Raw genomic sequence first — 12,778 nt, forward strand, 5'->3', positions numbered from 1 at the left:
TGCTGCAATGCAGCGATGCGCTGGCCGCATGGCAGCCATGCGGCAGGTCAGGATTGCTGCGTCAGGTCGCGGCGAAGGAAGTCATAGAGGCGTTCGACCGCGGCATTGGCCGATTGGGGATTGCGCAGGATGCCGATTTCCATCTCCGGCAGTGCCGGCAGCCCTTCGTTTTCACCGATGATGCGCAGCGAAGGCGGCACGCTGCGCTGGGCAAGACCGGCGACCGCGAGCCCCGCCTGCACGACTGCGATCAGCCCAAGCAGGCTGGCGCTGGAATAGGTGCTGCGGAACGACCGGTCGGCGGCACCCAGCACCTGCAACACGCTGCGGCGCGCAACGCAGCCGGGTTCAAACAGCGCGACGGGCAGGGGATCGATCTCCCAGGCGACATGGTTGGGTGAGGCGACCCAGACGAGCCGCTCACGTTGCAGTACCTCGATTGCTTGCTCCGGTCCGCGCGGGATGATGGCGAGATCGAGCTTGCCGTCGGCGAAGGTCTTCACCAGCGAGGTCGACTGCTCGCAGATCAGTTCAACATTCACCAGCGGATGGGCAGCTGCAAATCGCGACAGCACCGACGGCAGCAGGAACGCCGCATAGTCGTCGGGCACGCCGAGGCGCACGTTGCCGGCTTCTTCCGGCCGAGTGACGCTGGCCCAGGCCTCATCGGAGAGTTTCAAAAGCCTGCGCGCGTAGACCAGCAGCTCTTCGCCGATGGCGTTGGCGGTCACTGCGCGTGAACCGCGGATCAAAAGCTGTTTGCCGACCGCCTGCTCCAGCCGCTGCATCTGCATGCTGATGGCCGACTGGCTGCGGCCGACACGCGATGCGGCATGGGAGAAGCTGCCACTGTCGGCGACCGCGACAAAGGTTCTGAGCAGGTCGAGATCGAGCGGCATGGCCATGGCGGTATCAGCGTTTCGAATAGGGTTTTGCAAATCTATTCGTTTGAATGAAGCAGTCAATACTGGCTTTCTGGGGCACCACTGCATCCCGGAATATTTGCATGACCGACGCGCCCCGCTTTCCCGCCTTGAGCCTTGCCGTTGCCATGGCGATTGCCGGCACTGTCGGTGCGTTTGTCACCGAAGCTGGGCTCGACCCGGTCACCACAGTGTTCTGGCGCTGCGCATTCGGCGCGCTGTTTCTCGGGGCCTGGTGCCTGCTCCGCGGCTATCTTTCCGATCGGTCATTGTCATGGGCACGCATCGCACGGGCAGGGTTTTGCGGCGTCTGCATGGTGTTGAGCTGGACGGCGTTTTTCGCCGGTTTCGCCAAGACCTCGATCGCGGTGATGACCATCGTCTACCACATCCAGCCGTTCTTCGTCGTGCTGATCGGCGTGCTGTTCCTCAAGGAGCGCATCACCGCCGACCAAATTGTCTGGATGGCCGCGGCCTTCATCGGTGTGGTGCTGGCGAGTGGCCTTGTCGTCTCCGCCACCCCGGTCACGTCAGCCTGGGCAGTCGGCATCGCCATGGCGATCGGCGGGGCATTCCTCTACGCGGTGGTGACGATCCTCGCCAAGGGGCTCGGGGAGCAGCGGCCGGAGATCACCGTCCTGTGCCAGACGGCGGTCGGCGTGGTCATGCTCGCGCCCTTCGCCAATTTTTCCGGCCACATTCCCCTCGCATCCTGGGGCTGGCTGGTCGGTATCGGCGTGCTGCACACCGGCATCGCCTACGTCATGATGTTTTCGGCCTATCCCAAGCTGACGACGCCGGTCATCGGCGTGCTCACCTTCATCTATCCCGTGGTCGCCATCATCATCGACTGGGCGATCTACGGCCATCCGATCGGCGTCGCCCAAGGCGTCGGCATGGCCTTGATCGCGGTTGCGACGCTGGGCGTCAAGCTCGGCTGGCGCCTGCCGATAAGGCGCGTTTCCGCCGCCTGAGCTTTCAAGAGAAAGGGCGCCCGAAGGCGCCCCGTCCGATGTCGATGCAGTCGAAGCTCAGTTCTGCTTCGGCAGCTTGTAGGCGACGATATAGTCGCCGCGATCGGGCGACTGACGCGCGCCGCCGGCCGAGATGACGACGTACTGGGTTCCGCTTTCATGCGAAACATAGGTCATCGGCGTCGCCTGGGCGCCGACGGGCAGGCGGCCCTTCCACAGCTCCTGGCCGGTCTCGACATCAAGCGCGCGCAGATAATAGTCCTGCGTGCCGGCGTAGAAGACGACGCCGCCCGATGTCGCCATTGGTCCGCCCAGAGTCGGCATGCCGATCGGGATCTGCAGCCCTGTCTTCATGCCCATCGGCCCGGTATCCTGCAGCGTGCCGGCCGGCACCTGCCAGAGAAGCGTGCGCGATTTCAGGTCGACGGCGCTGATGGTGCCGTAGGGAGGCTCGTGGCAAGGCACGCCGAGCGGCGACATGAAGCCGTTCTTGAGTGCGCCATAGGGCGTACCCTTCTGCTGTGACAGGCCGTCATGCGCCGCCGAGCCACCATAGTTGTCGGCCTGCTCGCGGGGGATGAGCTGGACGAACTGCGGCATGCGGATGTCGTTGACGATCAGAAGGCCACGCGCCTCGTCGATTGCCGCACTGCCCCAGTTCATGCCGCCGTAGTAGCCCGGATAAAGCAGGCTGCGGTCGGTCCTGGGCGGGGTGAATTCGCCGTCGTAGCGCAGCTTCTTGAACTCGATGCGGCAGTAGAGCTGGTCGTAGGGCGTCGCGCCCCACATCCTGACCTCGCTGAGCGGCTCGGTGCCGATCGAAGGCATGCCGACCGAGTAGGGTTGGGTCGGCGCTGTGAAGTCGCCTTCCATGGCACCTTGCGGCACAGCCTTTTCCTCAACCTCGGCAATCGGCTTGCCGTCACGGCGGTCGAGCATGAAGATCTGGCCGCGCTTGGTCAGTTGGATCAGGGCAGGGGTGTTGCCGCCCTTGCCGTCCGGCACGTCGTAGAGTGCCGGCTGGGCGGGCACGTCGTAGTCCCAGATGTCGTGATGCACGGTCTGGAACTTCCAGCGTTCCTTGCCGGTTTCCATGTCCAGCGCCACGACCGAAGCACTGTATTCCTCGGCCGCCTTGCTGCGGTGCGCGCCCCAGAAATCGGGCGTTGCATTGCCGGTGGGCAGGTAGACGAGGCCGAGCGCATCGTCATAGGCCGGGGTCGACCAGACGTTTGGCGTGCCGCGCGTGTAGCTTTCGCCTTCCGGTGGCAGCTTGGTGATGGCGGGATTGCCGAGATCCCAGGCCCAGACCAGTTCGCCGGTGCGGGCCGAGAAAGCACGGACAGCACCCGAAGGCTCGCCGGTCTCGACGTTGTCCCACACCCAGCCGCCGACCATGATCAGGTCGCGCATGACGGTGGGGGCGGAGGTCTGGAAATAGAAGCCGTCCTTGATCTCGCCCATGCCCTGCTTGAGATCGACAATGCCGCCATTGCCGAAGTCCTGGCACAACTCGCCGGTCTTGGCGTCGAGCTGGATCAGGCGCGCGTCGATGGTGGTCATGACGATGCGAGCAGCACAGGCGTTCGAAGTTGCGACAACCGGAGCTGCCGGAACTGCGGTGCCATCGGCAGGCGCCGTTGTGGTGTCAGCCGGAGCTTCAGCCTGAACCGGAGCCGGCTCATAGTAGCTCACGCCACGGCAGCGCTGCCACAGCGGCGACTTGGCCTTGGCGTCGAACTTCCACTTCACCTCGCCCGTATCAGGGTTCAGGGCATGGACGATGTTGGTGGGCGAACAGGTGTAGAGCGTGTCGCCGACGAAAAGTGGCGTGCTCTGGTCCTGGCCGGTACCAACAGGCGTGTCGCCGGAACGGAACGTCCAGGCAACCTCGAGCTTGTCGACGTTGGTGGTGTTGATCTGGTCGATCGGGGCGTAGCGCGTGCCCGAAGGCGTGCGGCCGTAGTAGCGCCAGTCGGTGGCGCTTGCAGCGGCTGGGGGGACTGAAGGCGCGGGGTCAGCCTTGGCAAATTCGTTGCGCGTCACATCATGCGGGGTGAAGGCGTAGATGCCGGTCGCGGCAAGTGCCGCCACCAAAAGGCCAGCGAGCGCGAACGGCGTACGCTTGCCCGAGCCAAACAGCGGTGCCAGCAGCAGCGCCGGGATTGCAATGACAGCCGGCGCCACAAGTCGCGGCACCAGCGGCCAGAATTCGAGGCCGGATTCCCACAGCGCCCATGCGATGGTCGCCAGGAACACGATGGCGTAAAGCCACAGACCTGATTTGCGGCGCATTGCATAAAGGATGCCGGAGGCCATGACGCCGAGACCGGCGATTGCGTAATACCAGGAGCCGCCCAGGCCAATCAGCTGGACGCCGCCATAAACGAGCGGCGCGCCGATGATGACCATGAGCAGGCCAAATAGAACCAGGAGCCAGCAGCCGCTGCCTCCGCTTGTCCGTTGTGCTGCCATTTTGATTACCTGCGAAGATTGAACACGTCACCGTAGCCCTTTTGGACGACGGCAGTTGCGATCGTCATGCCGGTACTCTGCGGGCGTGTCCTCGCCTTGCGTCCGCACAGAACCGGCGCCGCCTTTGGCGGCCTACGCATCGGCCCGAAAGCCTGAATTCGACCTTCGGCGGCACGATGCGCGTTCCAAGAATCTGATCGCATCCTAATAGATAGTATGTTATCCTTTTCGAATGTCCAATAGGGCCGTTGACCAAGCCAATTTCGGAAAGAGCCTGCTTTCCGTCGCCCGGTTGTGGCGGCGTGCCGCTGACCGCGCGCTCGACGATTGCGGGCTTTCGCACGCCACCGCCATGCCGCTCGTCGCGCTGTCGCGACTGGGCGACAACATCCGCCAGGGTTTGATTGCAGATCATCTCGGTTTCGAGGGGCCGTCGCTGGTCCGCATCGTTGATCTTCTGGTCGCCGATGGCCTGATCACCCGAAGCGGCGACCCCGGCGACCGGCGTGCGAAAATACTGTCGCTGACCGATGCCGGCCGTGTCAGGGTCGATGAGATCGAGCGCATTCTCGAGCAATTGCGCACCGAGCTTCTGGCCGGCGAGGATGCTGGTGAATTGAAGATCGCCAACAGCATGCTCACACGACTCGAAGAGCGCTTGCTGGCGGCCGATCCCGACATAGGCTGAACGAGTTTAGATCCGACAAAGGGTTGCGATCGCTCACTTGTCTTCGACCTTACAGCAGCTTCGGCCTCACGGCATGGCAACTGCCGCTCCCGTCCCGACCAGAATAGTGGTTGCGCACCTGCGCCTCTGGCCGCCGTGATATCGCGTTCTGCGCCATGGCGGAGACGCGTTGCCCTGCTAGGTTGCCCACCACGTTCAGGAGGACAAATCCATGACCAGCCAGATCGACAAGGCGAAGACCTTCCATGCCCTGCATGTGAAGGGCAATCCGGTGGTTCTCTACAATGCCTGGGATCCCGGTAGTGCCGTGATCATTGCCAAGGCGGGCGCGAAGGCGATTGCCACGGGAAGCGCGCCGGTGGCGACTGCCTTCGGCTTTGCCGACGGCGAGAAGATCCCGCTCGAACTCGCACTCGACAACATCCGCCGCATTGTCGCCGCTGTCGACCTGCCCGTCACCATGGACCTCGAAGGCGGCTATGGCGTCGAGCCCGAAGCCGTCGCCACCACGGTGACGCGGGCGCTGGCGGAAGGCGTGGTCGGCTTCAATTTCGAGGACCAGATCGTCGGCGGCAGCGGCCTGCACGACATCGCCGTCCAGGTAAAGCGGATCGCCGCGGCGGCAGACGCCGTCAACGCATCCGGCATCCCCGCCTTCATCAACGCCCGCACCGACATCTTCCTGAAGGCCAAGCCCGACGAACACAACGACGCTCTGGCCGATGCCGCGACCGAACGGGCGGAGGCCTATGCAAAAGCCGGCGCGCACGGTTTCTTCGCGCCGGGCCTCGGCGACGAGAAGCTGATCGGCAGGCTGTGCAAGTCCGTTTCGCTGCCGGTCAACATCATCGCTTTGGCGCATGTGCCTGCGAAGGCGAAGCTGGCCGAGCTTGGCGTCGGACGCATCAGCTATGGCCCGGTGCCTTACCGGCAGATGGCCGAATGGCTGGAGGCCAAGGCGAGGGCGGCCTTCGAATAGTTTTAGGTCAGCGGTTTCAGCTCGATGGCGATTGTCGGCAACAGTTCCGACACCGTCGGATGGATGTGGACGGCGCGTTGCAGCGTTTCGATAGGCGCCTTGGCATACATCAGGTCGAGCACCGCATGGATCGCCTCGTCGCCGCCTGTGCCCAGCACCGAGCCGCCAAGGATTTCCCTGGTGTCGGCGTCGACCAGGATCTTCATGACACCCTGCGTCTCGCCTTTTTCGACCGCGCGCCCGACGCGTGTCATAGGACGTTCGCCCGCCAGCACCTTGCGGCCGGATTTGCGTGCAACCGTTTCTGTCATGCCGGCGCGACCGAGCGGCGGGTCGATGTAAAGCGCATAGGCCTCGATGCGGTCGGAAACCTTGCGCGGGTCGTTGTCGAGCAGGTTCGCCGCAACGATCTCGAAGTCGTTGTAGGAGGTGTGGGTGAAGGCTCCCTTGCCGTTGCAGTCACCCATTGCCCATATATGCGGCACGCTCGTTCGGAGCTGATCGTCGACCACGACATATCCGCGCTTGTCCAATTCGACGCCGGCCTTGTCGAGATCCAGGTCGTCAGTGTTGGGCTTGCGGCCGATGGCCAAAAGCACATGCGAACCGACGACGGCGCGGTCACCGCTGGTACAGTCAACGCCCACCGTCACGCCATCGGCGTGGCGGGCAAAGCTGATGCATTCGGCGTTGAGCCTGAGCGCGATGCCCTCGTTCTCCAGAATGCCCTTCACCGCTTCGGATACGTCTTCGTCCTCGCGCGAAACCAGCCGCGGACCCTTCTCCACCACTGTCACCTTGGAGCCGAAGCGGCGGAACATCTGGGCGAATTCGAGCCCGATATAGCTGCCGCCGACAACGACGAGGTGGTTCGGCAGGAAGTCGACTTCCATCATCGAGGTGTTGGTCAGGTAGTCGATGTCGTTGACACCGGGCATGTCGGGAATGTTGGCGCGGCCGCCGACATTGAGGAAAATGCGTGTCGCCTGCAGCAAGGTGTCGCCGACGCGCACCTCGTGCGGCCCTTCGAAACGGGCGTGGCCGCGATAGAGCGTGCAGCCCTTCATGCCGGCGATCCAGCTTTCGAGGCTGTCGCGGGAATCGACGGTTACCTTGTCCTTGCGCGCCTTCACCAGCTTCATGTCGACGCTGACCGGCCCGCCCGACAAAACGCCATAGTCGGCGCCATTGCGGGCGAGATGCGCGGCATAAGCGCTTGCAACCATTGTTTTTGTCGGCTTGCAGCCGGTGTTGACGCAGGTGCCGCCGACCAGCTTGCGCTCGACCAGCGCCACCGTCTGGCCAGCCGCCGTCAGCCGTCCGGCCAGGGGCGGCCCGGCCTGTCCGGCGCCGATGATGATGGCGTCGAACTTCTGCGCGGCGCTCATATCACGGCACTCACGATCAACAGCGCGCCCAAGATGGCGACGACGTCCTCGATGAGCGCGGCCGGCAAGTCCTTGCCGAAGGCTGCCGCGAGACGGCCCCGTGCTTCGGCGCCTCCGAGCGTACCGAGGATCGCGCCGATCACGCCGGCGGCCAGCCCGCCGATCATCGCGCCGCCGGCGGTGCCGAGGATCGCGCCGCAGAACGCACCCATGACGATACGCGCGCCGAACTGCTGCGGCACCTTGCGGCTTGGCGTCGAGGGCAATTGATCGGTGACGAGTTCGACGAGCGCAAGCGCGGTGAAGATCGCTACCGTTATCCAGTGGCCCATGAAGCTGGCCCAGGTGCCGGCGAGCGGCAGCCAGCCGAGATATGCGCCCCAGGCGACCGCCGCAGGCGCGGTCATGGCTCTCAAGCCAGCAATAAGTCCGATGAGAAGCGCGAGCAGGTAGATCATCCGTTGTCCCCCTTGGATGAAGCTGGTCCGAAAGTGCTCATGTGGTCCGCCAGTTGCCGGCTCGCCGCCAGTTCGTCAGGCTAGCACAGCCAGCCTGTTTGGCCAGTGGTGGCCTTTGCAGCGCGGCGCTTCTGTGATCTGGCTTTGAGCCAACATAGAGGATCGGGTCATGGCTTTGAGCGAACGCCAAAAGATGGCTGCGGGCGAGTAGTACAACTGCGTCGACCCGGAACTCGACGCCATGCGTGCCGTGGCGGCCGATGCCGTGTTCGAGCACCGCTCGCTGTCGCCGGCTGAACGCGGCGACATCGCGCCCAAACTCAAGGCATTGCTCGGGTCGGCAGGAGAGGGAACTCGCATCGAAGCGCCGTTCCACTGTGCCTACGGTTTCAACATCCATCTTGGCGACGGCGTGTTCATCAATGCCGGCTGCACCATTCTCGACACCGCGCCGGTGCGCATCGGCAAGGCGGCGATGCTCGGACCCAACGTGCAGATCTATTGCCCGGAACATCACAAGGGTGCTGCTGAGAGGCGCGCCGGCCTTGAGATCGGCCGGCCGGTGACGATCGGCGAAAATGTCTGGATCGGCGGCGGTGCCATCCTGCTCGGCGGTATCACCATTGGCGACAACGCCATTGTCGGCGCGGGCTCTGTGGTCACGAAGGATGTGCCAGCCAATGCAACCGTGGTCGGCAACCCGGCCCGGCCAGTTCGCTGAAACTATTATTCCTGTGATTGACAGACCGCTTCGCCGCCGCCATATCGGAGGCGTCAATGTTCTCAGGGCGGGGTGAAAGTCCCCACCGGCGGTAAGGGTTCTCGGACCCAAGCCCGCGAGCGCCTTCCCGAAGGGGAAGGGTCAGCAGATCCGGTGTGATTCCGGAGCCGACGGTCATAGTCCGGATGGAAGAGAACGAACGGGAAAGCGGTGGCGCGAGCCGCCGGGATTCCGTCTCGTGCGTCCTGATTCTGGTTCGAAACGGAAGGATGGACCCATGAATCAGCAATCCCCGAAAGACTTTTCTACCCGCCGCGTTGCCGTAATCCGTGCACGTTGGCATGCCGACATCGTCGACCAATGCGTCAATGCCTTCGTCGCCGACATCGAGACGCTGGGCGGCGGCCGCATCGCCGTCGACATCTTCGACGTGCCCGGCGCCTACGAAATCCCGCTATTTGCCAAGACGCTTGCCGAGACCGGTCGTTATGCCGCGATCCTCGGCGCTGCCTTTGTCGTCAATGGCGGCATCTACCGCCATGAATTCGTGGCGCAGGCGGTGCTCGACGGCATGATGAACGTGCAGCTTCAGACCGGCGTTCCGGTGCTGTCGGCGGTGCTGACACCGCACAACTACCACGATAGCGCCGAGCATCACCGCTTCTTCTTCGACCACTTCAAGGTCAAGGGCAAGGAAGCGGCCCATGCCTGTGTAGAACTGCTCAACGCGCGGCAACTGGTCGCCGCCTGATAGCGTCCCGAAAAGCCTCTCTCCCGACCAATGAGGGGGAGGGGCACCAGCGCTTGTGTTCCAGTACCAGCTGTTTTGAACGTGGGCTGGCCCTATGCGTCGACGCGCCGGGATCGCATGATCGCGGCGTGTCAGATAAGGAGCCAGCAATGTCGTCCATTCCGCTTCCGCTCAAAGGCGTGTGCCGCTGCGGCCGGGTCGAGATCGAGGTGTCGAAGCCACCCATCGCCACCGCCGCCTGCCACTGCCCGGGCTGCCAGAAAATGTCATCTTCGGCCTACTCGCTGACGGCGATGGTGCCGGCCGACGGGTTCGCGGTCACCAAGGGCGAGACCGTCATCGGCGGCCTGCATGGCCGGGAGCTGCACCATCATTTCTGCGATCATTGCAAGACATGGATGTTCACCCGCATCGAGGGTGTCGACGGGTTCGTCAATGTGCGGCCGACAATGCTGGAGGAGACAGCCTGGTTCCGGCCGTTCATGGAAACCTGTACGAAAACAAAGCTTTCCTTCGCCGAAACAGGCGCTGTCAGAAGCTTCCCGGAATTCCCCGCGATGGAGGAGTTTGAGCCGCTGATGCAGGAGTACCAGGCCTGGGCGCGGAGCTAGGGCACGCGCCGCGCCACCGACGCGAAGGTGCTGAGGCCGAGCCAGGCCTGCATGGCGCGTGCAATCTTGTCGTCGCCATCGAGTTCCAGCTGCCCGGAATCGATTTCCTGGCGCAGGCCGCTCAGGCCCATCCACACCGAAGTCATGCTGCGCAAGGAGCCCATGACCCTGAGGTCGACATCGAAGCCCGGATCGGAATTGCACAGGTCAACCGCCCCGTCATCGACCACCAGCCACCAGTTCTGCTGTGCCTGCGGCAATTCGGGGTACAGAAAGTGAATCGTGCAGCGCCTCGGTGGCAGCGGTTGCGGATTGAGGTTCCTGCGCATGTCCCACATCAGCAGGGAAGGGTCGAGATTTCTGAGGGTTAGCTGGGATTCGACCCAGCGATGGCCCCAGTCGCCAAGGCCAAGGATAATCGGGCGCAGATCCTCACCTGCTTCGGTGAGGCGGTATTCGACGCTGCCGCCGGCACCTCGGTCGGCGATCACCACGCCGGCGCGCTCCAGTTCCTTCAGCCGCTTGGACAGCAATGCCGGCGACATTCTCGGCACGCCGCGCCGCAAGTCGTTGAAACGGCTCGAACCCATCAGCATTTCGCGCACGACAAGCGTCGTCCAGCGCGTGCAAAGCACCTCGGACGCCATCGAAACAGGACAAAATTGGCTGTATCCGCCGCGATCGCTCATCTGCATCACCAGCTGGGACTGTGCCATTGTAGCGCAAAAGCTGCTTTTGCGCACCGGTTCAGTTCCTGAACTGGACCGTAGCGCTTCCTGGGAAGATGCTTCCGCCCGACCTGCCGGTCAACCAGGAGACGACTTGATGAGAAGTCTTGAAAACGCTGCGCTGGCAACTGCCGGTGTGACAGGCGTCATGCCGGCCGACGTCATAGGTGCCGCGCATGAGCTGGCGCCCGCTCTCGCCGAACGGGCCCGGAAGTTCGATGAAAGCGACCGCTTCGTTGCCGAAAACTACGTGCTTTTGAAAGAGGCCGGCCTCGTCAAGGCGGCCGTTCCGCTTGAATTCGGCGGCGGTGGTGCTGAAACCCCCGAACTTTGCGAAATGCTGCGGATCATGGCGCGGGCCTGCGGCTCGACCGCACTCGCCTTTGCCATGCACACGCATCAGGTGGCGATACCCGCCTGGCGCTGGCGCCATCAGAACGTCGCTGCCGTCGAGCCGCTGCTCAAGCGGGTCGCGGCCGAAAACCTGATCCTTTTGTCCAGCGGCGGGTCCGACTGGATCGGCGGTTCGGGCAAGGCCGAAAAGGTCGATGGCGGCTACCGCATCACCGCGCGCAAGGTCTTCACCTCGGGCGCGATTGCCGGCGACATCCTGATGACAGGTGCGATCCACCAAAGCGAAGACGGCAAGGAGCATGTCATCCATTTCGGCGTGCCGATGCGGGCGCCCGAAGTCAGCGTCATGGACAATTGGCGCACGCTTGGCATGCGCGGCACGGGTTCCAACGATGTCGTCATCGACGGGCTTTTCGTGCCCGACACCGCGGTCAGCTTCTCCCGGCAGCCGCGTTTATGGCACCCGGTGTTCCAGATCATCGCAACCATCGCCTTCCCGCTGATTTACGCCGTCTATCTCGGCGTCGCCGAAAGCGCGCGCGACATCGCCATCGAGATCGCGAAGAAGAAGCCTGAAAGCGAGGGCGTGCTCAACCTCGCCGGGCGGATGGACACGGCATTGCGTGCCGCCCAGCTTGCCCATCGTTCAATGGTCGAGGCTGTCGAGCGCAACACGCCCTCGACCGAAAGCGTCAACGACGTGATGATGGGCCGTTCGCTGGTCGCGCGTCATGGGCTCGAGGTCGTCGACCTTGCGATGGAGCTTGCCGGCGGTTCGTCCTTCTACCGCGAAAAGGGGCTCGAACGCCGCTTCCGCGACATGCAGGGCGCACGCTTCCACCCGCTCCAGGCCGGCCCGCAAGCGCATTATGCCGGCGCCATGGCGCTGGGATTGCCGGTGAACGCGATTTTCTGAGGCAGCTCACAAGGTGCGGCCGCCGCGGTTTTCCGAGGCGGCCCGTTTTAATATTCCAGCCACGATCCTTCCTTGCCAAACCATTCAGCAGGGCGATTGCGAGATGCTATCTTTGATTGTATGAYTGTAGATATGCAACTTTAGATATTAAGCGACCGGGGAGGGCTTGATGCCGTCGGTGAAGCTTAGGCTCGCAATCCTGCTGACTTTCGGGGTTGTGGCTGCACTTACACGTTCGGCGCTTGCTCAGGTGCCACCACACCAGCCAGGCACGATCTGCTTCACTCCCACATTCTGGTGTTGCGCCAACCCACCGGGACCGCCGGGAAATCCCTGCGGCTGTCCCGGGCCCTATGGCTTTGTTTCCGGTGTGCTGGGCTAGGAGGATCAAAAGGGATGCCGTTGGATTCCCAGCCAGCGCCGATGCAGGGAGATCCCCCTAGGATTTGGCATCGCCTTGCCTTCTGGAAACGCCGGGAGAGCCCCCCATCGAAGCATGTCGTCGACGAAATGATCGATGAGGCCGAACTGGTATCGAAATACGCGGTACGCGCCGGGCTGCTTGCAAATGGCGAGTTCTTCAGGAAGTTCGCGGCGGCAAAGGCCTTGCAGGACACGGACCGCACTTTCACGAATACTGCCGTAATCGAGTTGCAGTCAGCGCTGGCAGCATCACGTGCCATAATTCCGGTGGCTACCGTTTGCGCGCTTCAAGGAGGGTGGCAGCCAAACAGGGATCGGCTGCGCGACAAGTTGAAAAACTTTGGTTTCGTACTGATCGCTCTACTACTGATGTTCGCGGCCGGTCACCT

Annotated in this window: 12 protein-coding genes, 1 pseudogene and 1 riboswitch; of the genes and pseudogenes, 8 read left to right on the forward strand and 5 right to left on the reverse strand. The window is 63.3% G+C overall.

Features of this window, described 5'->3' with window-relative positions; translation table 11 throughout:
• Positions 1-47: 47 nt before the first annotated feature.
• Positions 48-905 carry a LysR substrate-binding domain-containing protein gene (locus AC1DUU_RS01015; RefSeq protein ID WP_476781540.1) on the reverse strand — a complete coding sequence of 286 codons (858 nt, stop codon included), beginning with the start codon at positions 903-905 and terminating at the stop codon, positions 48-50.
• 101 nt (positions 906-1,006) lie between these two features.
• On the opposite strand from AC1DUU_RS01015, the gene AC1DUU_RS01020 reads away from it, so the two are divergent.
• On the forward strand, positions 1,007-1,897 hold the full coding sequence (locus AC1DUU_RS01020) for a DMT family transporter (RefSeq protein WP_476781541.1): 891 nt from the start codon (positions 1,007-1,009) through the stop codon (positions 1,895-1,897).
• Between the two features lie 57 nt (positions 1,898-1,954).
• Here the strand turns inward: AC1DUU_RS01020 and AC1DUU_RS01025 are convergent, their stop codons facing one another.
• Positions 1,955-4,372 (reverse strand): membrane-bound PQQ-dependent dehydrogenase, glucose/quinate/shikimate family, encoded by a 2,418-nt coding sequence (locus AC1DUU_RS01025; protein ID WP_476781542.1) that lies wholly within the window; start codon positions 4,370-4,372, stop codon positions 1,955-1,957.
• A 232-nt stretch (positions 4,373-4,604) separates the two neighbouring features.
• On the opposite strand from AC1DUU_RS01025, the gene AC1DUU_RS01030 reads away from it, so the two are divergent.
• Together AC1DUU_RS01030 and AC1DUU_RS01035 are read left to right on the forward strand one after the other, a co-directional pair.
• Positions 4,605-5,060: a MarR family winged helix-turn-helix transcriptional regulator gene (locus AC1DUU_RS01030; protein WP_476781543.1), complete on the forward strand. Its 456-nt coding sequence runs from the start codon at positions 4,605-4,607 to the stop codon at positions 5,058-5,060.
• 211 nt (positions 5,061-5,271) lie between these two features.
• Complete coding sequence (locus AC1DUU_RS01035; protein WP_476781544.1) at positions 5,272-6,039, forward strand: isocitrate lyase/PEP mutase family protein; 768 nt, start codon at positions 5,272-5,274, stop codon at positions 6,037-6,039.
• Positions 6,040-6,041: 2 nt separating this feature from the next.
• Here AC1DUU_RS01035 and AC1DUU_RS01040 read toward each other — a convergent pair whose 3' ends face one another.
• Positions 6,042-7,427, reverse strand: a complete 1,386-nt coding sequence (locus AC1DUU_RS01040) for an FAD-containing oxidoreductase (RefSeq protein ID WP_476781545.1) — start codon at positions 7,425-7,427, stop codon at positions 6,042-6,044.
• Positions 7,424-7,885 (reverse strand): DUF4126 domain-containing protein, encoded by a 462-nt coding sequence (locus tag AC1DUU_RS01045; RefSeq protein ID WP_476781546.1) that lies wholly within the window; start codon positions 7,883-7,885, stop codon positions 7,424-7,426. Before AC1DUU_RS01045 ends, AC1DUU_RS01040 begins: the two co-directional genes overlap by 4 nt.
• A 169-nt stretch (positions 7,886-8,054) precedes the next feature.
• Between AC1DUU_RS01045 and AC1DUU_RS01050 the strand changes: the two are divergent.
• The 3 genes and pseudogenes from AC1DUU_RS01050 (at position 8,055) to AC1DUU_RS01060 (ending at position 9,968) form a co-directional block, all read left to right on the forward strand.
• Positions 8,055-8,606: pseudogene (locus AC1DUU_RS01050) on the forward strand (sugar O-acetyltransferase).
• 54 nt (positions 8,607-8,660) lie between these two features.
• A riboswitch (FMN riboswitch) is annotated at positions 8,661-8,807 on the forward strand.
• A 76-nt stretch (positions 8,808-8,883) separates the two neighbouring features.
• Positions 8,884-9,357, forward strand: coding sequence for a 6,7-dimethyl-8-ribityllumazine synthase (locus AC1DUU_RS01055; RefSeq protein WP_476781547.1), 474 nt, complete (start codon positions 8,884-8,886; stop codon positions 9,355-9,357).
• Positions 9,358-9,506: 149 nt separating this feature from the next.
• Positions 9,507-9,968, forward strand: a complete 462-nt coding sequence (locus tag AC1DUU_RS01060; RefSeq protein ID WP_476781548.1) for a GFA family protein — start codon at positions 9,507-9,509, stop codon at positions 9,966-9,968.
• On the opposite strand, the gene AC1DUU_RS01065 is transcribed toward AC1DUU_RS01060, so the two are convergent.
• The gene (locus tag AC1DUU_RS01065) at positions 9,965-10,657 is read right to left on the reverse strand and encodes a winged helix-turn-helix transcriptional regulator (RefSeq protein ID WP_476781554.1); all 693 of its coding nucleotides are present in this window, start codon (positions 10,655-10,657) and stop codon (positions 9,965-9,967) included. The two genes, AC1DUU_RS01060 and AC1DUU_RS01065, sit on opposite strands and share 4 nt — an antisense overlap.
• Before the next feature lie 187 nt (positions 10,658-10,844).
• Here AC1DUU_RS01065 and AC1DUU_RS01070 point away from each other — a divergent pair, with 187 nt between their 5' ends.
• Together AC1DUU_RS01070 and AC1DUU_RS01075 are read left to right on the forward strand one after the other, a co-directional pair.
• Positions 10,845-11,966, forward strand: coding sequence for an acyl-CoA dehydrogenase family protein (locus tag AC1DUU_RS01070; protein WP_476781555.1), 1,122 nt, complete (start codon positions 10,845-10,847; stop codon positions 11,964-11,966).
• Positions 11,967-12,476: 510 nt separating this feature from the next.
• A partial coding sequence (locus AC1DUU_RS01075) for a hypothetical protein (protein ID WP_476781549.1) occupies positions 12,477-12,778 on the forward strand: 302 nt, incomplete at its 3' end.

The sequence above is a fragment of the Aminobacter sp. P4_H6_2 genome (assembly GCF_056400805.1).